Source organism: Bacillus sp. FSL W8-1202, assembly GCF_038006165.1.
GTDB classification, from domain to species: Bacteria; Bacillota; Bacilli; order Bacillales; family Bacillaceae; genus Bacillus; species Bacillus subtilis.
In genome coordinates this window covers 1,415,260-1,441,314 of record NZ_JBBOUR010000001.1, presented here as the reverse complement: position 1 = coordinate 1,441,314, position 26,055 = coordinate 1,415,260, and the positions used below count along the sequence as shown (strand labels likewise).

Here is a 26,055-nt window from a genome sequence, read left to right as displayed (position 1 = left end):
ATAAAGTAAAGAAGGTAAAAATTCATTCTGATAGAAGGAGGTATTTCTTACCATGCAAAAGCTTTCAGAAGACATGAAACAAACCATTATGGACATCTTCGAGCATCTGCATGCGAACCCTGAAGTCAGCTGGAAGGAATATGAGACAACTTCATTTTTGAAACAAAAGCTTGAGGATTTAGGGTGCCGGACGCGCACGTTTTCAGACTGCACCGGGGTTGTCGGCGAAATTGGCTCAGGCTCACCTGTTGTAGCGGTACGCGCTGATATTGACGCGCTGTGGCAGGAGGTTAACGGCACATTTCGCGCCAACCATTCCTGCGGACACGATTCACATATGACAATGGCATTGGGCACGTTAATGCTGCTCAAAAAACAACCTGAGCTTCCGAAGGGCACAATCCGTTTTATCTTTCAGCCGGCAGAAGAAAAAGGCGGCGGCGCCTTGAAAATGATAGAAGAAGGCGTGCTTGATGATATCAACTATTTGTATGGCGTTCACGTCCGTCCGATCCAGGAAACACAGAACGGCCGCTGCGCTCCGTCTATTCTGCACGGATCAAGCCAGCACATTGAGGGAACGATCATCGGGGAAGAGGCTCACGGCGCCCGTCCGCACCTCGGGAAAAACAGCATTGAAATTGCGGCATTTCTTGTACATAAGCTCGGACTCATTCATATTGACCCGCAAATCCCGCATACCGTCAAAATGACAAAACTTCAAGCCGGCGGTGAAAGCTCTAACATCATTCCAGGAAAAGCATCGTTCAGCCTTGATTTGCGCGCACAGACCAATGAAGCCATGGAGGCGTTAATCGCCGAAACAGAAAGAGCCTGTGAAGCGGCCGCCGCTGCATTCGGCGCAAAAATCGAGCTGCAAAAAGAACACAGCCTTCCTGCGGCAACACAAAACAAAGAAGCTGAAGCGATCATGGCAGAAGCCATTACAGATATCATCGGGGCTGAGCGGCTTGATGACCCGCTTGTCACTACCGGCGGAGAGGATTTCCATTTTTACGCCGTGAAGGTGCCGAATCTGAAAACAACGATGCTTGGCCTAGGCTGCGGGCTCCAGCCGGGGCTCCATCATCCGCACATGACCTTTGACAGAAATGCGATGTTCAACGGCATTCACATTTTAGCGAATGCCGTGCTCAAAACATTTCAGAAGGCGGAATCACTTGCTGCCGCTAACGCTTCTTAACGCAAAAAAGCAGCCTGGCTACAGGCTGCTTTCTTCATTACTTCTTCAAATCTTCAATTGAGTTGACATTTTTCATATATTGAGGAACAACAAGCCCCATTTTCACACCAGTCATACTGGTGCCAATATCATCATATTTGCCTTTATATTTAGCAGCGTATGCTTTATGGGTATTCGGCAGCCATGCGGAAAGTGATGCATCCGCACTTCCCGTTGCAATTGCAGTCCACATCGGCCCAGCCTCTACCTGAGTAAGTGTTACCTCATAGCCCAAGTCTTCTAAGACTTTGCCTATGACGTTTGTACTTGCAATCTCACTGTCCCACGCCACATAGGCAAGGTTGATTTTGTCTCCCTTCACCTTTTGAACGCCTTTTGTCCATTCGGCTATCTGATCCTTGTGTTTATTGACGTACTCAGCAGCAACTTTGGCAGGTTTCTCGCCTTCTTCCACCTTGATCATGATTTCGCCCATTTCGTCTTGCGTCCATTTAAACTGGCTCAGAAGCTTTGCGGCATTCGGCTGCTCTTTGCTGAAGCCTTTGCGTGTGATCGTATGGATTTCCTCTGCGCTGCCATAAGATTGTTTCGGATCATCGAGATATTTCAGCTTATATCTGGAGAACATCCAGTGCGGTGTCCATCCTGTAATGATAATCGGTTTCTTACGGTCGTATGACTTTTTAAGCGTAGCGGTCATCGCAGCACTTGACGCTGAAATCAATGTCCAGTCATTCAGGTCATAATCCTTCATCGCTTTGTCAGTCAGGGACATAATCCCTGAACCGGGGTCAATCCCGATGATGGTCTTATTCACCTGTTCTGCTGCGGATGCATTTTCATCGTTTTCTGAACCGCAAGCCGCAAGTGAGAGCGCCAGCATGGCGGAAACGCCGATGCCGATGATTTTTTTAAGCATCAGGCATTCCCCCTGCTTTTCTTCTTCACTTTAATATTTTGAGTAATACGGTCCAGGGTAATGGCAACGATAACGATGGCGATACCGGCCTCTACTCCGACCCCGGTTTTCAGCTGTGTAACGGCACTGTATACTTCAGAACCAAGTCCCGGTGCACCGACCATTGCGGCGATAACAACCATTGATAATGCAAGCATGATGCTCTGGTTGATCCCGGCCAAAATCGTTTTTGTCGCAAGCGGAAGCTGAACTTTAAACAAACGCTGAGCTGTTGTAGAACCGAATGCCTCAGTCGCTTCAATCAAATCCGCCGGCACTTGTTTTATACCGAGAACAGTCATGCGGATTGTCGGCGGCATCGCGAAGATAACAGATGCAACAACACCCGGCACAACACCGATGTTAAAGAAGAAAATCGCCGGCAATAGATATACGAAAGCAGGCATTGTCTGCATTAAATCAAGAATTGGCGTTACAATACGGCGAACCGTTTCTTTCTGAGAAGCCCAAATTCCGATCGGAACCCCGACCACAATCGAAATAATCACAGATGTCAACACAAGCGCCAATGTTTGCAGCATTGGGTCCCAATATCCTAAATAATCGATCAGGAGGAATCCAATCAACGTAAATAACGCAATTCCCCTTGTACTGATCCACCACGCAAGTGCGGCGAAAATAATCGTTAACAAAATAGATGGAATAAATCCAAGACCGGTGACAATTCCATTTACAAAAGCGGCCAATCCGTTAGCGATTCCGTCGAAGAATCCGCCAAACGTCATCGTAATCCAGTCAACAAAACGGTCAATAATATCTGCTAAAGGTATTCTAGGCAGTCTATCCATCTTATTTCACCTCCTGTGCAGAAGGATCTTGTGTTTGTTCGTTAGTGCCTTCAGCATTGATATACTCGTTATTGCCGGCAAGTGCGCCAATCAGCGCGCCTCTTACGACAATTCCTTTCATTCTTTGCTTCTCATCCACAACCGCAATTGGAATATTCGCATCGGACACAACGTCAAAAATCTCAGTCAGATACGTATTCTCTGGTACAGTCGTAAATTCTGTATTCAAGATGTCTTGAAGTGACAAATCAGACTCAGCCGCTTTTTTCGCATCAGACGCATAGATAACACCTAATAATTTCTTTTGTTTATCCACTGCATAAATTGAAGAAATTCCAAGGTTTTTCATCAGTGTCAATGCTACGCGAGGCCCTTTATCAATCCGCACTGTTTCAGCGCGTTTCATAATGTGGCCTGCTGTGAGGACTTTAGACAAATCAACATCTTCGACGAATTTTTCAACATATTCATTAGATGGATTCATCAGGATTTCTTCAGGCGTGCCGATTTGAACGATGTTGCCGTCCTTCATTAGGACAATTCTGTCGCCAATCCGCAACGCTTCGTCCAGGTCATGCGTAATAAAGATAATCGTTTTTCCGACATTATCGTGAAGATCAAGAAGCTCATCCTGCATATCTTTACGAATCAATGGATCAAGCGCACTGAACGCTTCGTCCATCAGAAGGATGTCCGGGTCATTCGTCAACGCGCGGGCAAGGCCGACACGCTGCTGCATCCCGCCGGAAAGCTGGTCAGGATATTGATGTTCAAACCCTTCGAGCCCAACGAGCTTAAGAGACTCAAGCGCTTTTTGCTGCCGCTCTTGTTTGTCTACGCCTTGAAGCTCCAGTCCGTATTCTGTGTTTTCAAGTATCGTTCTGTGCGGAAACAGAGCGAACTTTTGGAAGACCATGCTGATTTTTTTCCGGCGGACTTCCCGGAGCTGGTCTTTTGACATATTTGTTATCATGTCACCATCAATGTAAATATTTCCGGCAGTCGGTTCAATAAGCCGGTTTAACATCCGTACTAAAGTTGATTTACCGCTCCCTGATAGACCCATGATGACAAATATCTCACCATCATATACTTCAAAATCTGCCTGATTAACACCAACGGTTGATCCGGTTGCTTTCAGGATCTCTTTTTTTGTCTTTCCGTTGGCAAGCATTTGAACTGCCTTCTTTGTTTGTTTCCCAAAAATCTTAGAGACTTTCTCGACTTTTATCTTAATTGGTTTCTCATCTACACTCATATTTTCCCTCCATATTAAGCAATCTTTATTACCGTAACATTTATGTAACTTCCCACACAAACAGCATATTCTCTTTTATTCTGTACCATTTCTTTATAAACATCCATGTGACCACATGATCTTATTTATGCTTCTAAATGCTCTGTAATCCTCCTATATGATTGTATTTTACGGGTGATTTTTCGCCTATCTTTAGTTGAAAACGCTTTTATTGGAATTGAATTCCTCCTTCCTCTTATGACTTCCCTCTCCTTTACTGGAAAAATAAGTTGCTTTTTCAACATCAATTATGTATTATAGTTTTATGACTATGAAACAATCAGATGATCAAATCAGAGCGCAAATTTTTAAAGCACTGTCTGATGAATCAAGGCTTGCCATTATTCGTACGCTTTATGTCAGCGGAAAAGAACTCAGCTGCGGTGAAGTAGGTGAAAAGTGCAATATTGTCAAAACCACGGCATCTTATCATTTTAAAACGCTGCGTGAAGCGGGATTGACGGCAACCCGGAAAGATTCGCGGACAAAATACGTCAGTCTGCGTGAAGACACATTTCAAACATACCTGCCTGGCTTTTTGGAAACCCTCTAACAAAGGGTTTTCTCTATACATATCTGTTCCATAGTTTCAAAGTTATAAAACAATAGGAGTGATAAAATTTGAATCGCATTTGGCTTTTCTTCAGTGTCATGTTTGTCATTGGCACGGATACCTTTTTGCTTTCGCCGCTTCTCCCCCTTTTACAGGATCAGTTTCATGTCTCTACTGATTTGTCAGGCTGGATGGTCAGTGCCTATGCACTCGGTTATGCGCTCTTCGCTTTCATTGCAGGCCCAATCTCAGACCGGCTGAACAGGAAAACAGTCATGCTGTGGGGACTTGCAGGCTTTATCGTATCCACGTTTTTATGCGGCATCGCTCCCTCTTTTGCCGCCATGTGCCTGTTCCGTTTTGCCGCAGGCGTTAGTGCTGCGTTTGTGACGCCTCAAATTTGGGCGTCCATCCCAGTCATTGTCCAGCCTTCTCAGATCATAAAAGGCATGGGGATTGCGACAGCAGGTTTGGCCGCTTCACAAATGCTCGGACTTCCTTTTGGAGGGTTTCTCGCTTCCTTTACATGGCATACGCCATTTTTCGTTTTGTCAGCGTGCTCGCTTATTCTTCTATTGATCCTGGCGGCGGTCATGCCTGATATCCGGCCTTCTGAACCATTGGCGCGCCCATCAATTGTCAACCCCTATCGGGAGCTTTTTTCATTGCCGAAAACATCGGTCATTCTGCTTGCCTATTTTCTGTTTCAAACCGGAAACTTCGCATCGTTCAGCTTTCTAAGTACTTGGCTTTCCGCGGATTATCATTTAACCGTGTCACAAATTGGCGCAGCTATGCTTGTACTCGGACTGGGAAATATGCTCGGGAGCCTTATCGGCAGCCGGGTTTCAGAAAAGCTGGGCATGTTTAAAACACTGATCAGCGGGATGCTGCTAATGGGCGCTCTCTATTTCGCTCTTCCGTTCTTTCCAAACTTGTTTTTAGTAGAAGCCGGCTTTTTTCTCACGTTCTTTACAGCTGGCATCATCTTTCCGTTAATGATGGGTGTCTTTCAATCCATTGCACCAAATGCGCGAGGAACCATCGCTTCCCTTTCCAATGCCGCTATGTATGCCGGAACCACTGTCGGTACAAGTATTGCAGGTTTTTTATATCAAAGCACACAGCATTTCGGAGCTGTCACAGGATTTACTGCCATACTATTCATACTTTCTATGACGCTCTATCAAACATCCGGGAAACGCCAATCCGCAGCCCGGGCGCAAATGTAAAAAAAGCACCTCATTCAAGAGGTGCCTCAGATTGTTGACAAAATCCTAAAATGGTTTTCATTTTAGGATTTTGTCATCTTTTCAGCGTGATTGAAAACCCTTGAAGTCTAGGAAGGACGAGCATAGGAGCGGACATTCACAGGATGTGATGACGACGGCGTTTAGGCAGGACGCCTGAGAATTTAGCCGTTGATCCACTTCGCATTGAGCACCGAAGCGCAGTCCTGACAACGAATGCGAGGGTTTGTCGACACGCTGAAAGCACCTCTTTCAAGAGGTGCTTTTCCTATTCTAGCTCAGTTTGTTTCGTTTCTTTCCCCATAATCAAAATACAAGCAACCGCGAGTAAGATTGCAATGCAAAAGATTGAAAAGATGACCGAAAACGAAATATGACGGGCTGCGAGCGTTCCGACGAGCAAAGGCCCGAAGATGCCGCCGATTCTTCCAAACGCTGCTGTCGTTCCTGAACCTGTTGCTCGAATCGCAGTCGGGTATTGCTCCGGGGTATACGCATACAGCACGCCCCATGCACCGAGGTTGAAAAACGATAACAGCATCCCAGCCGTAAGCAGAAGACTTAAGGAATCCGCCGTTCCGAAGAAATAGGCGCTTCCTGCTGTGCCAATCAAGTAAATGACAAGTATCCACTTCCGGCCCGCTTTTTCAATCAGCCATGCGGCAGAGAAATAGCCCGGTAGCTGAGCAAGCGTCATCAGCAGGACATATTCAAAGCTTTGAATCATGCTGAAGCCTTTCAGCAGCATGACACTCGGCAGCCATAGGAACATCCCGTAATAAGAAAACACCACACAGAACCAAACGATCGACAGCATCACGGTCGGCCGTATATACTGTCTTGCCCAGACGCTTTTTACATTCTCCCACACCGACCTCTTTTTGGCAGAAATCGATTCATATTTCGGCGAATCAGGCAGACTCGTCCGCAGGTACAGCGCATAAAAAGCAGTCAGCGCAGTTAATAGAAGGGCGGCCTGCCAGCCGAAGCTTGGTATCACAAAGTAAGAAATCAAGGCCGCTGCGAGCCAGCCCACGGCCCAAAAGCTTTCCAAAAGCACAATCACTCTGCCCCGCTTTTCAGGCACAACCGCTTCCGAAACGAGTGTTGAAGCGACTGGAAGCTCGCCGCCAAGTCCCATACCAATCACGAAACGAAGGATTAGAAATGCCGATAAGCTCGTCACAAAAGCGGAAATGCCGCTTCCGATGGAAAAGCATAAAAGGGTGATGATGAACACTTTTTTGCGGCCGATTCGATCAGCAAGCAAACCAAACAAAAACGCACCCGCAGCCATGCCGATGGAATTGACGCTTCCGATCCATTTCATTTCTTCGGGCGACAGATTCCACTCTACATGGAGCGCGGCGATAATAAACGATAATATTCCGACATCCATTGCATCAAACAGCCACCCCAAACCGGCGACGCCCAGCAGTTTACGCTGGGATATAGGCTGTTGTTTTCCCATTGCCAACACCTCTGATATGCAAAATGATTACCGTTTAAGTTTACACCTGTCTTTACACATTGTCATTAACTAAATGATGTAATTGAAAAACCCCGCTTATGTTCCACAAGCGGGGTTTTTATTATTGCTGCAATGCTGCTTTTTTAATATTATCCTGAAGCTGTGCAATTCGTCTCGCGCCGTCTTCGCGGAGGCGTTTGTTTTCTTCCTCGATTTGTTTTGTTTCCTGCATGCCGCTGACAATCGTGTTCCAAGACGATTCGATCGTTTCAATATCTATGCTCGGTCTGCCGGCCATTCTGGCAATTTCAACACTTTGGCTTGAGATGTTTTCAGCATTTCGTTTCAGCATCTCGTTTGTCCGGCGGTCAAGCTCGCTCATGGAATCAGCCACAAGCTTTTGCCGCTTTACCGTAACAGCCTGAATAATGCCGTTTTTGAAAATCGGAATGGTAATGATAAACGCGGAGTTGATTTTCCCGATCAGCTTTGCATTTCCGCGCTGCAGGAGACGGATTTGTGGTGCGGTTTGAAGCGCCACCATCCTTGCCATATCCAGATCATACACCCGTTCCTCAAGCGCCTGAATGCCGTTGCGCAATGTATCTAGCTGCATTTGCGCCAGCTGGTTTCCGCTTGCCGCTTTTTCCTCATATGAAGGAAGGATCGACTGCATCTCTTCCAGTTTCATCTGCCCGGCAACGACGTATTTTTCAAGCTCCATATAGTATTTGATATTGTTTTCATACATTTCATCGAGCGTGTAGTTCGTCTTCGTCATCTCATCTTTGTATTTTGAAATCTCAACGTGGATTTTTTCAATCTCTCCGCCAAGCGTCTGATACTTTTTAAAGATTTTTTCAATCATGCTGCCGCCGCGTTTGAAAATTTTCGCCATTAATCCCTTTGGCTCATCAAAATCATTTTTGTCAAAGCGGTCCATGATTTTCCCAAGCTGAGTCAGCATTGTGCCGGAGTCTGTCACACTTGTTGTTTTCATCATCCCCAAGATGCGGTCAGAGAACTTGGATATTTCAACGGCCGGCTCCTTGCCGTACTCAAGCAGCTCCATTTGGTTTTTAACGTCAATTTGTTGAGCAAGCCGCTTCACTTCTGGTTCCTGACGGAGCTGAAGACGGATATCGTCAGCTTTTTGCTGAGAAATCTCTTCATTTTTATCGAGAACAAGCGGATTTTGATTTTCTGTTGTCATGCTTTTCTTCTCTCCTTATTTTTGGGTAATGGTTCTGAAGAGCCTTTTCACAAGCGAAGGCTCTTTGTAGTCCTGCTGAAACACCATGTCATCCAGCCAATGGATATCATACTGATCCTCTTCAATAAACTGCTCAATATCCTGGTGTCCGGGCGGATTATAAATGATGATATCGATTCCGATTTCATTCAGGAACAGCAGGGCGGCAGCATCCGAACGCGTGAGTCCGCCGCTCATTTCCGTATGATATAAAACGAGTTTCGGAACGGTTTGCGCATAGTCGAACATTTGAATCAATTTCAGCAGATTAGCAGGCAGGTTTGTTGTTTGTTTAAACAAATAGATTTGAACATCCTTGACTTGTTCCTGATGCAAAGCTTTAAGCCGCGGGTGTCTGCACATTCTCGAAATCGTTTTGGCAATGGCAGTCTGAACGCCCGCCGGCAGCTGTTTATACTGCCACACATTGCTTGCCATCAACTTGTCCGGATCAATGTTCCCTTCTTGATCAAGTGCGTGGCTGTAGTGAAATTGATAGTTCGACTTTATTTCTTCTGTAAATGGAAAGCTTCTGACCATTTCTGTTTCCTGATAATCCGCTAGAGTATGAAGCCTGTTCCAATATTCCTTATTGTCTTTCGACACGCCCATAATTTTGGCGAATACATTCGGAATCTCAATGGAATATTTATCTGCTTTGAAATTCGGCCGAATAAAGGCGCGTTCTTTCGTGATTAAAAACAATTCATCATAGGTCGTTTTCAGCGTAACGGACACCGGTGTGTGATCTCTGAACTGCCACGGCTTATACAGCATGGATTCCTCGTGATTCAGCACATGTTCAATTTCCTTTGTTGAGCGGTAAGCCACTGTTGATTTCCGGTCAGGTTTTTCTTTCGGAAACGGCTGAAGCTCCGAAACATCCGGGAGCTTTTCCGTAAAACCGAGCTCCTGCTTCGGGTCGACAAGCGCCAGCTGATCCGTTCCCGCCGGATGGAACAGTAGTACATCACAGCCGACCAGCATCAGATAATATAAGAAATAGAGCTGGCTTTTCGTCGCATCTCCATACCAAACAACCTTCGGCATCTCCCGCTCTATATCGGTTTTTTCCAGCCAAGGGTTCAGATGGTTTAAGGAAAACTTCGAGACATCAAGCAGCACTCTGCGAAAATCAGGATGATTCAGCCCCTTTTCATGACTGTCCGCAAAGGTATGTAAAAGCGTCATCAGCGCTTTTCTTAAATGGCGGTGCATCAAGGGATTTGAGTGCTTCGCAATCAGCTTTTCCCCGTCCAGAAAGGCAACAAAGCGGCTGACTGACAGCCCTTTTTCTTTCTGATTGATGGAATGAATATGCTGAAGCTTTTGAAATGTTTCCGGTTCGATTGTTTTATCAAGCGTTTCACTCAAAATCGTTATGCGGTCGTTTACAGACAGCTCATACAACTCGTTATAGTAGTCCGTCTCATCAATAGGCGTGCCCAATATCTGACCGGCAAGACGAGAAAAAGAAAGGCCTTGTGCAGTTTCATAGTGATCCCGCTCCGGCAATGGCTGAAACAGCAGGCTTTTCCAATCGCCATCAGCCGGAAGTGCTTTATGAATGGTTAGTTCTTCTTGTCTCATCATATCCTCCTTTCCGGTTTGTCATTGAACGATATTTCGGTAACAAAAAAGGAAGGACATTGAACCTCCCTCCTTGTTTTGTTTTATTCTTCTTTTGAAGCGGCTGTTTGTTCGCGCACCTGCTTTTGTTTATTGATGTAGTGAATGATCAATGTTACCGCAAATGCAGCGATAATGATGATGAAGAATACAGAGTGCGGCATTTCGTAATGGAAAGCGCTCCCCGCCATTTTCAGCGCGATAATGCCGATTAAGACGAATGCTGTGTTTTCCAGCTCAGGAATTTTATCAATCAGCACAAGGAACACTTTTGCCACTGTACGCATCATTAAAATACCAAGCATACCGCCGATCAGAAGCACCCATACTTTTTCAGATACTGCAAACGCGGCCAGGATGCTGTCCACAGAGAAGGCAAGATCCATTAATTCTACTGAAATGACAGTCGCCCAGAAGATCCCGAACGTACGGACCATCCAAGAGTTTTTCTTCATGCCGTCCGCTTCCTCTTCTTTTTCGCCTATCCAGAAGTGCTTAATGACGAGCCAAGCCAGGTAAAGCGCGCCAAGCACCTTGATCCACCAGAATTTAATGAGAAGCATACCGAGCCCGATGAAAATAAACCTGAAAATATAAGCTCCAAACAAACCATACGTTAACGCTTTTTTCCGCTGTTTTTCCGGCAGGTGTTTAACCATGACCGCAAGAACAAGCGCGTTATCGGCCGATAAAAGGCCTTCCAGAACAACAAGGGAACCGATCAAACCCCAGGAAACAGGATCAGTCAGAACTTCCCCCCACATTTTCCAATCGAAAAATGAAGCATACGTAGACAAAATATGATGTAAAAAGTCCAAGTTTTTTCCTCCTATTAATTTGAAACGGTGACTTCTCTATTTGTCACTCGCTTACACTTGCAAACCGTAATTCCGGCACAATGCAGCCAGCCCGCCGGAAAATCCGCTGCCGATTGCATTGAATTTCCACTCGCCGCCGTGTCTGTAAAGCTCACAAACGACAACAGCTGTTTCAATGGAGAAGTCTTCTCCCAAATCGAAGCGAAGAAGCTCATTCTGCGTTTCTTCATCCACAACGCGGACAAATGCATTGGAAACTTGTCCAAAGTTTTGGCTGCGTGCTTCAGCGTCGTGAATGGTCACTGTGATGCCGATTTTCTCAATGTGAGCAGGGATTTTTGAGAAATCAACGATAATCTGCTCATCATCTCCGTCGCCCTCACCCGTGCGGTTGTCACCCGTATGGATGACACCGCCGCTCGGATGTTCAAGGTTATTATAGAAGACGAAATCGAGATCATTTACGCAGTTATCATGCGCATCAACTAAAAAGGCCGAAGCATCCAGGTCAAAATCGTGTCCGCCGGAGTACTTGTTTGTATCCCAGCCTAAGCCGATCACCGCTTTAGTCAGTCCCGGATTTGTTTTTGTTAAATCAATGCGCTGTCCTTTTGATAATTGAATGGCCATACTGCCTCTCTCCTTTCTGCTCTTCGTATTTGTCTTAACCGACTTGCAAACCGTAGTCTGTTGCAATGCGGGCAAGGCCGCCTTGGTAGCCTGAGCCGATTGCTGAGAATTTCCACTCGCCGTTATGTCTGTAAAGCTCCCCTGCAATGATTGCCGTTTCAATAGAGAAATCTTCTGCAAGATCGTAACGGATGAGCTCTTCATTTGTTTCTTCATTTACGATGCGGACAAACGCGTTTGATACTTGTCCAAAGTTTTGGCTGCGCGCCTCTGCATCGTGAATGGTAATAACAAATGAGATTTTATCAATGTTTGCCGGTACAGCGCTGAGATTTACTTTTACATTCTCATCATCGCCTTCGCCAGCGCCAGTCAGGTTATCGCCTGAATGAACGACTGAACCGTTGCCGCCTTCAAGCTGGTTGTAGAAAATAAAGTCGTTTGGAGATGCGCATTTGCCTGCAGCGTCTAACAGAAACACACTTGAGTCAAGATCAAAGTCGTGCCCGCCGTCATACTTGTTCGTATCCCAGCCTAAACCGACAACAACCTTTGAAAGACCCGGATTTGTTTTTGTTAAATCTACTTTTTGTCCTTTTGCCAATGAAATTGTCATGTTTCATCCACTCCTTTTCTTTTATACGTATCTGCTGATAATATCTTCTAATCTCGTATCGTTTGTGCCTTCACCGACCGCAGCAAACTTCCACTCACTGTCGCTGCGGTAGATTTCTGCTGTAATCAGGCTTGTTCTGCCGGCGTAATTGTCTCTCAAATTGTACTTGAGCATTTCTTCATGATTAGATTGATCAACTACTCGGATAAACGCATTTTGAATCATGCCGAAATCTTGTTTTCTTCTGACACAATCGTAAATGTTTACTACAAATACAAGCTTATCGATGTTTGCAGGCACTTTATCTAAATCTATCATAATTTGCTCGTCATCGCCCGCACCGTCACCCGTCAGGTTGTCGCCTGTATGCTGTACACCGCCGCAGCGGCTTTTCAGGTTGCCGAAATAAATCAGGTTTTTCTTATCGGTGAATTTTCCGTTTTCCAGCATCAGCACTGAAGCGTCACAGTCGATATTCGGACCGCCTCCGCCAAGCAGTTTGCTGAAGAACCCTCCGCCTGAGGACACTGGGTCCCAGCCGAGACCGACCATCAATTTTGACAGACCGGCTTTTCCTTTTGTTAAATCAATTCGTTGACCTTTTTCTAAAGAAATTGCCACACGATTCACTCCTACTCATCAAAATGTGAAGATAGTCACATTTATTTTTACGCTCACAAGGAAAATAAGCCGTAAATTACTAATATATACGTTTGTTATTATATCAAAGTTTCGTAAAAGTTAAGAATAATTGACGAAAAACCTCGAAAAAAAACTTCCATATTTGATATATGATTTGCAAATGCTATAAAGTGCGCTTCTTAAACAAACCATTTGACGCGGGCAAGTCATTTTGCCTATTCTGGTGTCACCATCTAAAAACAGACAGAAAGGAAGCGGCCTTTTGATTCATTTAAGCATACTTGATCAGGCACCTGTTTCTAAAGGAGAGAGCCCTGTGACAACTCTTCAGCATTCGGTTGAGCTTGCCCAATTAAGCGAAGAGTGGGGCTATAAGCGTTATTGGTTTGCCGAGCATCACAGCACGAAAGGACTGGCAAGCACAGCGCCTGAAATCATGATCGCCCGCATCGCAGCACAGACAAACACCATTCGTGTCGGATCAGGCGGCGTGCTTCTGCCCCAATACAGCCCATTTAAAGTGGCTGAAACCTTTCGCCAGCTTGAGGCCCTGTATCCAAACCGGATTGACCTCGGCGTCGGCCGTTCCCCCGGCGGCACGACAAAAACCAGGATTGCGTTAACGGACGGGGTGAAAAAAAGCTTAACCGAATTTAACAGACAGCTGCAGGATGTCTCTTATTTTCTAACAGATTCCCTTCCTCCCGACCATCCGTATGCCGGAATCAAAGCGGCGCCCCTTATTGGCACGGCACCCGAGCTATGGGTGCTCGGTCTTGGTGAAAACAGCGCAAGACGCGCGGCGCACCAGGGGATTGGATATGTGTTTGGGCATTTCATTAATCCCGCGCGAGGAGAAAATGCATTCCGCATCTACCGGGAAAGCTTTCGGCCCTCAGCCCATTTTTCGAATCCGTCCGCACTTTTTACGATTTTTGTCATTTGCGCGAAAACAGATGAAGAGGCAGAAGAACTCGCATTAAGCCAGGATTTGTGGCTTCTTCGCGTCGGGAAAGGCTTGGACAGCCGCGTGCCAAGCATCGAGGAGGCTAAAGCCCATCCCTATACAGCGTCCGATAAAAAACTCATAGAAGAAAACAGAAAGCGGATGGTGATCGGTTCTCCAACCACTGTCAAACAGCAGCTGTTAGACCTCACAGACCGCTATGAAACAAATGAAATCATGGTTCTGTGCAATGTGTTTAATTTTGAGGCGAAAAAAGAATCGTATGAGCGCCTTGCCGGATTGGTTCTATAAAAAAAGCAGTTTTCCCTAGGGAAAACTGCTTTTCATGTTATCGGTGCCTTTTTTTGCGCTGAGCTTCTTTTTTGATAAACGTCCAAACTCCCTGAACTGCAAATCCGATTAATTGCAAAACAATCAATAGCAGGGTAATAGACGGACCTGGCGGCGTCCCGAGCTGATAGGATGATGTCAGTCCCGTAAATACGCTGAATAACGAAATGAGTATGGCTGTAATGAAAACCATGTTAAAGCCTTTTGCAATTCTGATGGCGAATGCTGCCGGCAATACGAGCAGGGCTGATACAAGAAGGACCCCGATGATCGGAATAATGACTGAAATCGCAAGGCCTGTGACAATACTGAATGACAACGAGAGAACGTTTGTATTGATTCCCGATGTTTTGGCTGTTGCTTCATCAAACGTCAGCAGGTAGAGCGGCCTTCTCAGTACGATAAAATAAAGCAGGATCAGCAGTGTGATAATACTGATAATATAGACCTGCTGCTGGTTTACTGTCACAAGCGATCCAAATAGGTATTGATCAATGCTCATATTGGCTGTGCCTTTGGAAAGGCTGATTAAAAACATCGCGAAGGACAAACCAGCTGCCATTAAGATGGCAATGGACACTTCTGAATAAGTCCGATACGCCCGCCGCATGTATTCAATTCCGATCGCGCCAATGGTCACGACGACTATGCTTGCTGCGGTTATATTGGTGCTGAGAAAAAAGCCGATGGCAACACCTGACAATGAGATATGTGAAAGTGTGTCAGCCATTAAGGCCTGTCTTCTGAGAACGAGATACACTCCTAGTATCGGAGCCATAACGGCGATCATGCCGCCTGCTAGAAAAGCTCGTCGCATGAATTCCAAGTCAAACATTTCCATCCGCCTTTTTCTCCTCTCTCTAATCGAATCACTTTATCTAAAAATTGCTGTACTTCGTTTTGTTCGTGAGTAACCATCACAACTGTGCGGTTGTGATTTTTCACAAGGTGATGCATAAATTCGTAAAATCCTTTTCTGCTGTCGTAATCAACAGCTGTCGTCGGTTCGTCCAGCATCAGCAGATCCGGGTTGCTGGCGAGCATTCTGGCGATACAGATTTTCTGTTTCTGTCCGCCTGATAAATCACCGATTTTACGATGGCGGAGCTCCCACATTTCCACCATTTTCAGTGCTTTTTCTACTTCAAGATGATCTTCTTCATTTAAACGTTTAAACCATTTCCCTTTTGTATAGCGGCCTGACTGAACAAGCTCCAGCACCGTGCTCGGAAAGCCGGCATTAAATGAAGAAATTTGCTGCGGGACGTACCCTATGGTCAGGCGTTTCCCTTCTGTATTCCTTTTACTGATCGTCACTGTGCCTTCCCACGGTTTCAGCATGCCGAGCATTACCTTTATGAGCGTCGATTTAGAGGCGCCGTTTGGTCCAGTGATGCCGACGAACTCACCGCTTTCAATATCAAGTGATACTTTATCTAAAACAGGCGTATGGGAATAGCCGAAAACGATATCTTTCAATGAGACGAGATTCATGTTAATCTTCCTTTCTCACAAAGAAATAGTGTGCACCCTCCGGCGCACACTATCTTATGATTTAACCAATAGTGAATCTTTCAGGGCATCGAGGTTTTGTTTCATAATGTCGATATACCCTAAACCTTTATCCTGTTCTTCTTTGCTCAAGCCTTCCAGTGTATTCAGCACTTCTGTCTTCGCGCCGATTTCACTGGCGAGCGTATCTGCGACCTTTGAGGATGCAATTTCTTCAAAGTAAATGACTTTTACATTATGTTCTTTGGCATATGTTTTCAGCTTTGCCAAGCTGGCTGCACTCGGTTCTTGGTCAGGTGAAAGCCCTGCAATCGGAACCTGCTTCAAGCCGTATTCTTTTGCCAGATAGCCAAAAGCTGTATGCTGCGTGATAAATTCTTTTTTCTCCGCTTTTTTTGCGGTTGTACGATATAGTTTATCAAGATCCTGCAGTTTTGCAATATATTCTTTACTATTTTTCTCATAGTATTCTTTGTTATCCGGGTCCTGCTTCACGATTTGCGCCGTAATATTTTTAACTTCCTTCTGTGCCAGAACAGGGCTGAGCCATACGTGAGGGTCCATTGCATGACTGTGCTCATGCTCCCCATGATCATGCTCTTCGTGTTCTTCTTCAGAGCCTTCCATTAAATCAATGCCTTTGCTTGCATTAACGAAAACGGCATGGCCTTGGCCCATGCTTTTTTCAGCTGACGGAACCCATGTCTCCATGTATTCACTATTATAAACGAACAAATCAGCATCCTGAATGTTGGCAATGTCTTTCGGCGTCGGTTCCCAATCATGCGGTTCAACGGAAGATGGGATTAACAGATCCACATCGCCTTTGTCTTTTACAATTTGTTTTGTGAATTCATACATCGGGTAGAACGTTGTGACAACGTGCAGTTTATCATCCTTTGAATCCGCCGACCCTTTTGTTGATGAGTTGCCGCATGCTGCAACTAATAAAAAGCACGCTGCAATCACAAACAAACCGCTCCATTTTTTAAACATATCGTATATCCCCTCTTTTTCAGTAACTTTAAATCAAAATGATAACGATTTTGTAATCCTATATCATAATAAACCGAAGTCATTACGTTTTGCAAGAATAAATTTCATTTTCATTTATTCTTCCCGCCTGCAGAGCGAATATATGTACTAAAAAACCCGGCTAAGAATGCCGGGCTACTTCAATCATTAGTTTGTTTTGTCCAAAAGATAGACCCTGCTCTCATAAGGCCGGAACACCATTTCGTCAGCAAGATCATCGTTGTTATAATTGCTGAGAAGCAGAGAGGCCTGAGCTTTGCCGCAGTTCTTAGGCCACTGAAAAACAGCCTGCTCTTTTGAAAAATTATTGACTGACTGACAAAAGCTGCTGTTTACTGTTTTCTCTCATGTATACAAACAACTGCGGATCGTCCGGAAGCAAAAGATCAAAGCTCCCTTACATGAGGTCAGAGTACTGCTTTCTCAGGCTGATCAGCTTTTTGTAATAGATTAAGACCGAATCAGGATCTCCCTGCGCTTCCTCCACATTGATTGCGGTGAAGTTCGGATTGACCTTCAGCCAAGGCGTGCCGTCAGTAAATCCGGCATTTTTGCCGCTGTTCCACTGCATCGGGGTCCGGGCGTGATCCCGGCTTTTGGCTAAGATCGATCTCATCACATCATTTGGATCATAGCCTTTTTCAAACACCCGTTTATGATACATATTGATCGTTTGGATATCTTTGTAGTCTTCAATCCGGGTAAACGGCGCGTTTGTCATCCCGATTTCTTCTCCCTGATAAATATACGGCGTGCCCTTCATTAAATAAAGTACGGTTGCCAGCATTTTCGCTGATGTTTTGCGGTATTCCCCATCGTCTCCGAATCTGGACACAATCCGGGGCTGGTCGTGGTTGCACCAAAACAATGTATTCCAGCCTTGATGTTCAAGCTTCTTTTGCCATTTTGTCAAAACCGATTTTAAATCAGAAAGCTCGAGGGGCTTCAAATCCCAATGTTCTTTTCCGGGCTGCTGATCAAGCTCCATATGCTGAAAGTGAAAAATCATATTCAGCTCATGCTTATCTGTTCCCGTATATTTCAGGCCTTCTTCCGGTGTGACACTGCCGACCTCTCCGACAGACATGACATCATATTGGGAAAACACACCATCTGTCATTTCTTTAAAATAGTCATGGATTCGTTCGCCATTTGGCTGAAAGGGCTTCGGCTCTGCCTGCTGATTGATATAGTCCTCATACGAAGGAAGATATTCTTTCTTAGAAATGAGATGGAGCTGATCAATTCGCAAACCGTCGACCCCTTTATCGAGCCAAAATTTCATCATGTCATACACCGCCTGGCGAACTTCGGGATTTTCCCAGTTTAAATCAGCTTGTTTGACGGCATTCATATGGAGATAGTATTCTCCGGTGTGCTCCTCGTATTGCCAGACCGGGCACCCATAGTTTGAGAGCCAGTCCGTCGGCGGGCCGTTCTTTGTGCCGGGACGCCAATAATAATAGCTGCGGTATTTGCTGTTTTTGTCCAGCTCCGCTTCTTTAAACCACGGATGCTCGACCGAGGTGTGATTTAACACAAAGTCCATCACCAGCTTTAATCCCCGCTGATGCACCTGGTCCAGCAGCTCGTGAAAATCGTCCATTGTTCCGTAAGAATCCATAATCGCCTTATGGTCTGTCACATCATACCCGTAATCAACATTCGGAGAAGGATAGATCGGGCAAATCCAAATCACATCTGCCCCGAGTTCCTTTATGTAGTCAAGACGGGAAATAACCCCCCGCAAATCCCCAATTCCGTCTCCATTGCTGTCCTGAAAGCTTCTCGGGTAAATTTGGTACACCACTGCATCCTTCCACCAGTCCGTTTTCATCCCGCAATCCCCCTGTTTTGTCTTCTATTCAAGCTGAGACGGATAAAGTGTCATCCCGCCATCGACGAAAAGTGTTGTGCCGGTCACATAGCTTGCTTCCTCAGATACGAGCCAAGCCGCTGCTGCCGCCACTTCTTCAGGCTTTCCGAAGGCTTTCATCGGGATTTTTTTCAATTGTTTTTGCCTGCTCTCTTCCTTTTTCGTATCAACATTTGATTCTGTGGCAATGGTGCCGGGCGCTATCGCATTGACGCGGATTCCCTTATCCGCATAATTGAGCGCCAGCGTTTCCGTCATCATCTTGATGCCGCCTTTGGATGTGGAATACTGAACGTTTACAGGGCGTGGAATCTGCTGATGAACACTTGAAATATTCAGCACATTGCCCTTGATATTGTTTTTCATCATGTGGTTAAGTGCTGCTTTCGCTCCCAGAAAGGTTCCGGTAACATTGACATCAATCACTCTCTGCCAATCTTCAAGACTCATCTCATGCGGCATCGCCTCAACACCGTTAAAACCGGAGTTGTTTACCATCACATCGAGCGTGCCGAAATGCTCTAAAGCTGTGTCCAAGAGCGCCTGAATCCCCTCTTCTTTTGACACGTCCGCCTCAACTGCGACGGCTTTCCCTCCGTTCTGCTTAATGATTTCCAGAGTTTCATCTGCTCCAGACGGGTCGCTGTGGTAATTTACAACAACATTCATTTTCTCCTGTCCGAACCGTTCCGCAATGGCTTTCCCGATTCCTTTTGAAGACCCTGTCACAATCGCTGTTTTTCCGGTTAAATCTTTGTACATACTTGATATCCTCCTCTGTTTCTCACTATGCAGTGGAAAATACCCTGTTTTTCCGAGTTGAAAACAGCACAAAAAAAGCAGAGAACCTGTAGTTCTCTGCCATTTCCTATTGAAAACGCTGCTCGGCAAGCTTCTTTTTAATATTCAGCAGCCTGCGGTAAAAGAAAGCGGCGGACTCGTAATGTTCCAGCTGATTGAAACGTTCCGCTGTATCATGCAACAGATCTTCGGCGTCGGCAAGAAGCTGCCTTGATTCCAGCAGGTCAAAGCATTCTGTAAGCACGTTCAGGTCGCCGCTTCCAAGATACAGCTCATGAATGAGGCGGAATTTCGTCAAGTACATGTCATCCTCCCATTCAGCCGCGCTCTTTATCCCGCGGTCATACGCCTCTACTGCCTTGTCGTATTTTCCCTCTTTACAGTAGATATGGGTCAGTGAAAATACAGCTTGAACAGCTTGCTGAAAGTTGTGCTCCTCAAAAATGGCGGCGGCTGTTTTGAAATAGCCCTCCGCTTCTTTGTAATCACCCAGACTGTACTTACAGTGTCCGACATTATAATAGGCAGCGGCAATCATGTACGCTTCTTCAAGCTGCCTGGCATGATCTAAAGCGCTGTACAAGTGGGTCAGTGCTTTTTCATGATGATACACATCGGTCAAATTTCCGGCGATGATAAATTCACACTGAACCCGGCGGCGACCGTACAGTTCATATTTCGTATAGATATCAAGCGCCTGGCTCGCATAATTCATGGAAAAATACGTTTGTTTGATGTGATAATACACTTCTGCGACTTTAAATAGAAACTCAGCTTTTTCGATCTCATCCTCGACATACTCGAGCTTTTCCTCGGCATGTTTATAATGGTCGATCGCTAATATGAAATTTTTCTGCTTGAATTCGTACATTCCTCTGAAATAATAAAAGTAGTATTCCAATAAGCCCGTGAGTTTTTGCTGATTGCTTTCAATTTCGTTCAGCATATCAGAGAACGGAGGCTTGGTGTCGCTGTCTTTCACCGGCATCAGCTTATCAAGCATGATTCGATGCCGGAATTCCATCAAAGAAAAATATAAAAGCAAGTCCTGGTTCTCTTCCATATCTTCTAAATCGTATTCAATCTCCTGCTTTAACGCTTCTGCTTGATCTGCTTCAAATGCGCGAATGAGCTTGTACCATTCATTCAGCTTTACTGCTACTTCTTCTGATGGAATCTTTGCTCTCATCGGTCTGCCTCCTTCCTCCTGCTACTATTTATGTTATATTTTATCATAGCTGTTCGCTTTTAGAGAGAGTCAATCACTTAAAAGCGTTAACATTCAGCACATCTTGAGAAAGTGAGACCGATATGAAGTTACCCGCAAAAACATTTGTTATCTTATGTATTCTATTTCTTCTAGATCTTTGTTTTAGTTATATTCGGCATGAATGGCATTCTCAAAACGCCCTGCAGGACATGCCTGTCCCCTCGGATCTTCATCCGATTGTGAAGCAGAATGCCGATGCACTCAAAGCCGCTGCAGCGAATAAAGGCATTACCGTCGTCATTACTGAAGGATTCAGGTCCTTTAAGGAACAAGATGAATTATATAAACAGGGACGTACAAAAAAAGGGAATATTGTCACCTATGCAAGAGGAGGGGAATCGTATCATAACTATGGTTTAGCGATTGATTTCGCCCTTCAAAAAAAGGATGGAAGCATCATATGGGATATGGAATATGACGGCAATCAAAACGGAAAATCAGATTGGCTGGAGGTTGTCGAGATCGCTAAGACACTCGGTTTTGAATGGGGCGGGGATTGGAAACGATTCAAGGACTACCCCCACTTGGAGATGATTCCTAACTAGACACCCCTCACAGCCTTTTCTTTTTCCTTATGTGCGCATCAATATAGGAAGGGTAAACCGGCTTATAGACAAGTTTGTAGTGCTGGTCACTGCCTGCAGTAAAGTCAGGCTGCCATTCCAGCTTCACATCAAAAGCGGCTAAAAACGCTTCTCTCGCTTCTTCAGCGGAAACATCCGGCCTGTGATTTATCGCTTCCAATTGTTCAGGTTCAATATCAGGCGCCATAAAAGCGTCAATCAACCCAGTTTCCGGATTGACAATGATGCGGGCAGCGCCGAACCGCAGCGGCACTCCTTTATACCAGACAGAAAAATGGTTGCGGACTCTCCCTCTTTCATCAATTCGGACGGGATTCACCCTGAAAAACTCAGCCGCTCTCGGATAGAGGGCATACAAAAATTGAAGCGCTATCTCTTGGCATTCTTCCGTGGAGCATTGGCGGTTGTTCGGCCGCTCCATAAAAGAAAGCGCTGCTTTTAAGGGACTGACCCCCGTTTTTGAGACAGGGATCAAAACACCTTTTAAACAGCCAATTGCCGATAATTTATCGGTGATTGGTTGTTTAGTTTCGTTTGAATACGAATATTGTTATAATAATGAATGTATTCTATGACAGTGCGTTCTACGATGGCGGTCGTGGTTCGATCAATGCTGTTAAGATAGAACGTTTCAGACTTTAGTGAGGAATGAAACGATTCGATGGAGGCATTATCAGCGGGTGTCCCTTTGCGGGACATGCTCATGGTAATGCCTTTTGTTTTAACAGCTTTCTGATACTCGTAAGATGTATACACAGATCCTTGGTCACTATGTAACACGCAGTTCTCAGGCAGTGTTGGCAGTTGATCAAGTGTGTGTAAGACAAAGTCTGTGTCCTGCTTATCTCCAATCGTAAAAGCAATCACTTCTCCATTATATACATCCAATATACTGGAAAGGTACAATTGTTTCTGTCCATAAGGCAAATACGTGATGTCTGTTACTAGTTTTTCAAGAGGATGATCAGACTGAAAGTTCCGATCTAATATATTGTCGACCACGGCATATGGCTGCCCATTCTTCTTGCGCTTTTTCACCTTAACCCGGCACTGCCACTGATTTTTCTGCATAATACGCTGAACCGTTTTATGGTTAATACACATTCTCTTTTTTAATATAGCTGTGATTTTTCGATATCCATATCGATACTGGTGCTCTCGGCACAACGTGCCGATTTGTTTTTCTAAATGGCGCTTGGGATGATCTTTCTTCAGATTCTTCTTCCAACGATAATAAGACGAGCGAGAGATACCTAAATGAATACAGATATCCTGCACGGTCATTGTGCTGTGCAATTCTTCTACAAGTTCGACTGACGTTTGGCTATCAACTTCCTTTCCAATTCGTTGTACTTTTTTAACACTTCATTCTGTTGTCTCAGATATCGATTCTCTGCCTGCAGTTTCTCTAATTCGGAAGAATACTCCGGACCTTTTCCATAAGTGTATTGCTTACCAACAGGCTGTTCAAATCGATGTGTATCACCAGCCTTATACCATCTGACCCATGTCTTAATCTGCGTATTATTTTTGATATTCAACTCCTGCATGATCTCTTTCATAGGTACGCCTGCCAATCTCATTTCTACAGCCTTCTGTTTCACTTCAACCGGATAACTCACTCTTGTCCCCATAGAAAAAACACCTCCAAGTCTAATTTCGGATAACAATCATCCGTATTCAAACTTGAAGGTGTTTTTATTTGTCTCATCTTATGGGGTCAGTCCCTTAATTTTCCGGTTCTTTTATCCGTCTTCATTTTGATTGTGTTTTTATTTCTCGTTTCAAAATAGCTTCTTATGCTTAAATCCTTACGCTCCGGCGCAGCGCCTCTGCGCCATGTGCTTCCAATTTGTTCTCCAAAGTCTCTTTCACTGACTTTCTGCATATCAGAGGTAAAACCCAGCAAGGCAAATATATCAACTTCTTCCTTGTTCTGAAGCGGCGGCAGTGGCGCCGTGTTTTCTATTCTTTCATCTGCGATATGCTGGTCGGGCACAATTTCGTCTACATCTGCGGGATAGCTGTATCCCGGGAGAATCGGTTCATATACAAGCCTTGGTTCCTGTTCGCCATCAATGACATCGTACATCAGCTCAAAAGACATTGTGTTTAAGTAATGGGACACAACCTTCTCTTTTGCTACAAATTCCGTCGGAACTTCGGCTTTATGCCCTTCCCCGTAATATAGAAAGTGGACAACCTGACCGCTGCGTGTCATATCAATTAAAAAGCCTGAATTGGGAATCGGAAGCCCCAGCTCCATTTTGGTATAGACAAACCGGATGTGCTCCCTCCGTTCTTCCTTGCCTTGAAAATGAAAATTCATAAATGTGCCGGGATGATGGGCAGCGGCAAACTGAAGAGCCGTCAGCTTCAGCTCGGCATCTGGAAGTTGTTTGTCTGTCTCGGAGCGGACAGTTGTTGAAAAGGTGAGCAAAGCGCCGTCATTTCTAAGTTCAACTGTAATGTGCTTTTCCGGATCTTTAGGGTCCTTCCAGATAAAATATGCCTGCCCGTTCTTCTTTTGCTTTTGGTCGTAATCTTCTATCTCAAGCTCATAATGCGTCGGTACATTTCCGATCTCCTGCGCCTTCTTTTTCAGCTGTTTATTAACCAATGAAGTCATCCCTTTCAAAGAGTCTACGACAAAGAGAATCCTGTTTATTATATAAAAAGACCTTTCTTCATTTAAAGTGAAGAAAGGTCCTTTTCTATTATTGTCATTGTTTTTCGAGATTCTTTCTGTTACTTTCATCACATACTCTCTTCTATACCTGAGGCAATTGCGTGACTTTTGGCTGTTTTACCATGAGCTGAAGACAGGCTCTCCTGTATGTGCATCGATAAAACGCGGATACACCGGCTTATAGACGAGCCGGTAGCTGTGTTCTTCATTATCATGATATTCTCTCTCCCAGCCAAGCTCAACTTTAAAATGCTGCCAAAAGATAGCCTTGGCTTGTTCAACTGAAATGGCCGGAATGGGATCAATGGCTGCCAGCTTATTTGGGTCAATATCCGGTCCCATATAAACGGTGATATCCCCTGTCTGGCGGCTGACACAAATTCTGATCTGCCCAAATCGGATCGGAACTCCGTGACAATGCGCTTCAAACGTAAAACCAGCGACTGCGTTTTCTTCTTCATCCTTTTCGTCGTATCTGATCCTAAAATATTGATCGGCATTCGGAAATAAAGCAAACAGAAAGCGAAGCGCGATTTTTTCACACTCTGCCAAGGTTACTGTCAGCGGCCCTTTTTTCTCCATAAATGACATGACGCCTTCGAGTTTTCCGGTTTCTTTGTTATAGATGGTTTTCAGCACTTGATGAGTCCGTCCCTTAAACCAGCTGTCCATGCTTTTATCCGCCGGCTGATACACAGGGTCAACCGGATTCCGCCAAACGATTCCGATTCTCCCATCTCCCAAATTCGCTTCCCGCTCTTTGACAAACCCATTTTCAATACCAATCATGCTGTCAGGATCGGCCTTTTCGCGGATGCCCTCGAATAAAGGGAGAGGAAAGCTCTCCGGCTCCCTGTAATCATCGTCATCATCAACTCCTCCTTGTTCTTCTTGAACCAAATCCGCAGGTACGGTAATCGCCCTGCATTCAGGCTCATACACCAAATGCGGCTGATCATCTCCGTTTTTGTAAACAGAACGATGGAGAACCTGAAACAAAAGGTCGAACTCCACGTCCTTCTTGATAAAGGCAAGTGCCTCTTCAACATCCGCGACCCGCTTTGGCTTGATGATGCTGCCCGCTTCGCCGTAATAACGGAAGTAAACAATCTCACCTGATAAGGAAACATCAGCCATAAATCCGCTCATGGGGAGAGGAAGCCCAGCCTCCATTTGAACATATGAAAATCTCACTTTATCGCCGTATGCACGGTCATTTTCATCACGAACAAAGGCAGAGAGTGACCCCGGATGATGAGTCTCGACAAATTGGCGCATGATATCCTCTAGTTTCTCCTCAGACAGCCTTTCTCCGCTTTCAGGCTCAATATCACGGGAAAGGGATTCCAGCTCTCCGTCCGGTCCAAGCTCCACGATAATGCCGGTATTCTCATCCTGAGGATCTGCCCAACAAAAATGAGCTCTTTTATCATCACCGCCATAATCTTCAATTTCCAGTTTTAAGTGTGTCGGCACCCGGCCGATTTCCAGTGCTTTTTGTTTCAGTCCCTCTTTCTTCACAAAGGCAGCCCCTTTCATCCTTCTTAAGTTCCCTCCAACTAATCAAAAAGTAATAGTCTAAAATACACAGTTTTCTGAGTTTACCAGTTTTACCAGAACATTTTTCACCAAAAATAGGATGATGAACCTATTCAATATAAAAGCTAATAATCTTAAAATTAATTCCGTTGTAACTTTTTATAGGTCTATTCATGACAAAGGAGGGCGGAGTTTCCAGAAAATCCGGTGAAAACCGTGAGAAAAGAACTGATTTTTTTGGTTATATGATGCTAATCCATTCAAAAAGATCCATTTCTCAAAGACAAAAGACTCCCCTTTCCTAAACCATTTGAGGAGGAAAA

Annotated in this window: 23 protein-coding genes and 3 pseudogenes; 6 read left to right on the top strand and 20 right to left on the bottom strand. The window is 45.0% G+C overall.

All coding sequences use genetic code 11. The features are described from left to right. Positions 1-52: 52 nt before the first annotated feature. Entirely contained in the window at positions 53-1,204 is a 1,152-nt protein-coding gene (locus tag NSQ09_RS07600; protein WP_017695043.1) for a M20 peptidase aminoacylase family protein, read from the top strand. Positions 1,205-1,241: 37 nt separating this feature from the next. Here the strand turns inward: NSQ09_RS07600 and opuAC are convergent, their stop codons facing one another. The 3 genes from opuAC to opuAA are packed head-to-tail and all read right to left on the bottom strand — an operon-like array spanning position 1,242 to position 4,229. After that, positions 1,242-2,123, bottom strand: a complete 882-nt coding sequence (gene opuAC, locus NSQ09_RS07595; protein ID WP_003246462.1) for a glycine/proline betaine ABC transporter substrate-binding protein OpuAC — start codon at positions 2,121-2,123, stop codon at positions 1,242-1,244. Further along, the gene (opuAB, locus tag NSQ09_RS07590; RefSeq protein WP_003234703.1) at positions 2,123-2,971 is read right to left on the bottom strand and encodes a glycine/proline betaine ABC transporter permease subunit OpuAB; all 849 of its coding nucleotides are present in this window, start codon (positions 2,969-2,971) and stop codon (positions 2,123-2,125) included. Before opuAB ends, opuAC begins: the two co-directional genes overlap by 1 nt. Position 2,972: 1 nt before the next feature. Further along, positions 2,973-4,229 (bottom strand): glycine/proline betaine ABC transporter ATP-binding protein OpuAA, encoded by a 1,257-nt coding sequence (gene opuAA, locus NSQ09_RS07585; RefSeq protein WP_003246301.1) that lies wholly within the window; start codon positions 4,227-4,229, stop codon positions 2,973-2,975. 289 nt (positions 4,230-4,518) lie between these two features. Here opuAA and NSQ09_RS07580 point away from each other — a divergent pair, with 289 nt between their 5' ends. Beyond that, positions 4,519-4,821 (top strand): ArsR/SmtB family transcription factor, encoded by a 303-nt coding sequence (locus tag NSQ09_RS07580; RefSeq protein ID WP_010886398.1) that lies wholly within the window; start codon positions 4,519-4,521, stop codon positions 4,819-4,821. 68 nt (positions 4,822-4,889) lie between these two features. Continuing rightward, entirely contained in the window at positions 4,890-6,053 is a 1,164-nt protein-coding gene (locus NSQ09_RS07575) for an MFS transporter (RefSeq protein WP_026113617.1), read from the top strand. A gap of 286 nt (positions 6,054-6,339) precedes the next feature. Here the strand turns inward: NSQ09_RS07575 and niaP are convergent, their stop codons facing one another. The 7 genes from niaP to NSQ09_RS07540 all read right to left on the bottom strand — a co-directional run bounded on the left by niaP (position 6,340) and on the right by NSQ09_RS07540 (position 13,108). After that, positions 6,340-7,542, bottom strand: a complete 1,203-nt coding sequence (gene niaP / locus NSQ09_RS07570; protein WP_017695041.1) for a niacin permease NiaP — start codon at positions 7,540-7,542, stop codon at positions 6,340-6,342. A 121-nt stretch (positions 7,543-7,663) separates the two neighbouring features. After that, positions 7,664-8,755 (bottom strand): toxic anion resistance protein, encoded by a 1,092-nt coding sequence (locus tag NSQ09_RS07565; protein ID WP_003234715.1) that lies wholly within the window; start codon positions 8,753-8,755, stop codon positions 7,664-7,666. Between the two features lie 15 nt (positions 8,756-8,770). Then, positions 8,771-10,384, bottom strand: a complete 1,614-nt coding sequence (locus tag NSQ09_RS07560) for a YceG family protein (protein WP_041335276.1) — start codon at positions 10,382-10,384, stop codon at positions 8,771-8,773. Positions 10,385-10,467: 83 nt separating this feature from the next. Beyond that, the gene (locus NSQ09_RS07555) at positions 10,468-11,241 is read right to left on the bottom strand and encodes a TerC family protein (RefSeq protein WP_003246458.1); all 774 of its coding nucleotides are present in this window, start codon (positions 11,239-11,241) and stop codon (positions 10,468-10,470) included. 51 nt (positions 11,242-11,292) lie between these two features. Then, positions 11,293-11,871: a TerD family protein gene (locus NSQ09_RS07550; RefSeq protein WP_003241242.1), complete on the bottom strand. Its 579-nt coding sequence runs from the start codon at positions 11,869-11,871 to the stop codon at positions 11,293-11,295. Positions 11,872-11,905: 34 nt separating this feature from the next. Further along, the gene (locus tag NSQ09_RS07545; RefSeq protein WP_003234723.1) at positions 11,906-12,487 is read right to left on the bottom strand and encodes a TerD family protein; all 582 of its coding nucleotides are present in this window, start codon (positions 12,485-12,487) and stop codon (positions 11,906-11,908) included. A 21-nt stretch (positions 12,488-12,508) separates the two neighbouring features. Next, entirely contained in the window at positions 12,509-13,108 is a 600-nt protein-coding gene (locus NSQ09_RS07540; RefSeq protein ID WP_341030797.1) for a TerD family protein, read from the bottom strand. A 283-nt stretch (positions 13,109-13,391) separates the two neighbouring features. Here NSQ09_RS07540 and NSQ09_RS07535 point away from each other — a divergent pair, with 283 nt between their 5' ends. Then, positions 13,392-14,387: an LLM class flavin-dependent oxidoreductase gene (locus NSQ09_RS07535; protein ID WP_041352236.1), complete on the top strand. Its 996-nt coding sequence runs from the start codon at positions 13,392-13,394 to the stop codon at positions 14,385-14,387. Positions 14,388-14,424: 37 nt separating this feature from the next. Here NSQ09_RS07535 and znuB read toward each other — a convergent pair whose 3' ends face one another. The 6 genes and pseudogenes from znuB to rapJ form a co-directional block, all read right to left on the bottom strand. Beyond that, complete coding sequence (znuB, locus tag NSQ09_RS07530) at positions 14,425-15,267, bottom strand: zinc ABC transporter permease ZnuB (RefSeq protein ID WP_341030793.1); 843 nt, start codon at positions 15,265-15,267, stop codon at positions 14,425-14,427. Next, the gene (gene znuC / locus NSQ09_RS07525) at positions 15,225-15,920 is read right to left on the bottom strand and encodes a zinc ABC transporter ATP-binding protein ZnuC (RefSeq protein WP_014475714.1); all 696 of its coding nucleotides are present in this window, start codon (positions 15,918-15,920) and stop codon (positions 15,225-15,227) included. Before znuC ends, znuB begins: the two co-directional genes overlap by 43 nt. Before the next feature lie 54 nt (positions 15,921-15,974). Next, positions 15,975-16,934 carry a metal ABC transporter substrate-binding protein gene (locus NSQ09_RS07520; protein ID WP_029317219.1) on the bottom strand — a complete coding sequence of 320 codons (960 nt, stop codon included), beginning with the start codon at positions 16,932-16,934 and terminating at the stop codon, positions 15,975-15,977. Positions 16,935-17,120: 186 nt separating this feature from the next. After that, positions 17,121-18,810 (bottom strand): annotated as a pseudogene (locus NSQ09_RS07515) (glycoside hydrolase family 13 protein). A gap of 24 nt (positions 18,811-18,834) precedes the next feature. Then, a complete protein-coding gene (locus NSQ09_RS07510) occupies positions 18,835-19,611 on the bottom strand; it encodes an SDR family oxidoreductase (protein ID WP_015382686.1) in 777 nt (258 codons plus the stop codon). A 106-nt stretch (positions 19,612-19,717) separates the two neighbouring features. Further along, positions 19,718-20,839 carry a response regulator aspartate phosphatase RapJ gene (gene rapJ, locus NSQ09_RS07505; RefSeq protein WP_041335266.1) on the bottom strand — a complete coding sequence of 374 codons (1,122 nt, stop codon included), beginning with the start codon at positions 20,837-20,839 and terminating at the stop codon, positions 19,718-19,720. Between the two features lie 122 nt (positions 20,840-20,961). Here rapJ and cwlK point away from each other — a divergent pair, with 122 nt between their 5' ends. Continuing rightward, on the top strand, positions 20,962-21,465 hold the full coding sequence (cwlK, locus tag NSQ09_RS07500) for a peptidoglycan L-alanyl-D-glutamate endopeptidase CwlK (protein WP_017695036.1): 504 nt from the start codon (positions 20,962-20,964) through the stop codon (positions 21,463-21,465). Between the two features lie 7 nt (positions 21,466-21,472). Here cwlK and NSQ09_RS07495 read toward each other — a convergent pair. From NSQ09_RS07495 to NSQ09_RS07480, 4 genes and pseudogenes are all read right to left on the bottom strand, one after another. Beyond that, positions 21,473-21,946 (bottom strand): annotated as a pseudogene (locus NSQ09_RS07495) (YcdB/YcdC domain-containing protein); the annotation flags it as partial. Between the two features lie 41 nt (positions 21,947-21,987). Then, a protein-coding gene (locus NSQ09_RS07490; RefSeq protein WP_087614160.1) for an IS3 family transposase occupies positions 21,988-23,138 on the bottom strand; the annotation gives its coding sequence in 2 pieces (ribosomal slippage) (positions 21,988-22,865 and positions 22,865-23,138; 1,152 coding nt in all). Between the two features lie 92 nt (positions 23,139-23,230). Continuing rightward, a pseudogene (locus NSQ09_RS07485) lies at positions 23,231-24,124 on the bottom strand (YcdB/YcdC domain-containing protein); the annotation flags it as partial. Positions 24,125-24,310: 186 nt separating this feature from the next. Further along, a complete protein-coding gene (locus tag NSQ09_RS07480) occupies positions 24,311-25,732 on the bottom strand; it encodes a YcdB/YcdC domain-containing protein (RefSeq protein ID WP_341030789.1) in 1,422 nt (473 codons plus the stop codon). Between the two features lie 173 nt (positions 25,733-25,905). Here NSQ09_RS07480 and NSQ09_RS07475 point away from each other — a divergent pair, with 173 nt between their 5' ends. Further along, positions 25,906-26,037, top strand: coding sequence for a hypothetical protein (locus tag NSQ09_RS07475; protein WP_003246334.1), 132 nt, complete (start codon positions 25,906-25,908; stop codon positions 26,035-26,037). Positions 26,038-26,055 lie beyond the last annotated feature (18 nt).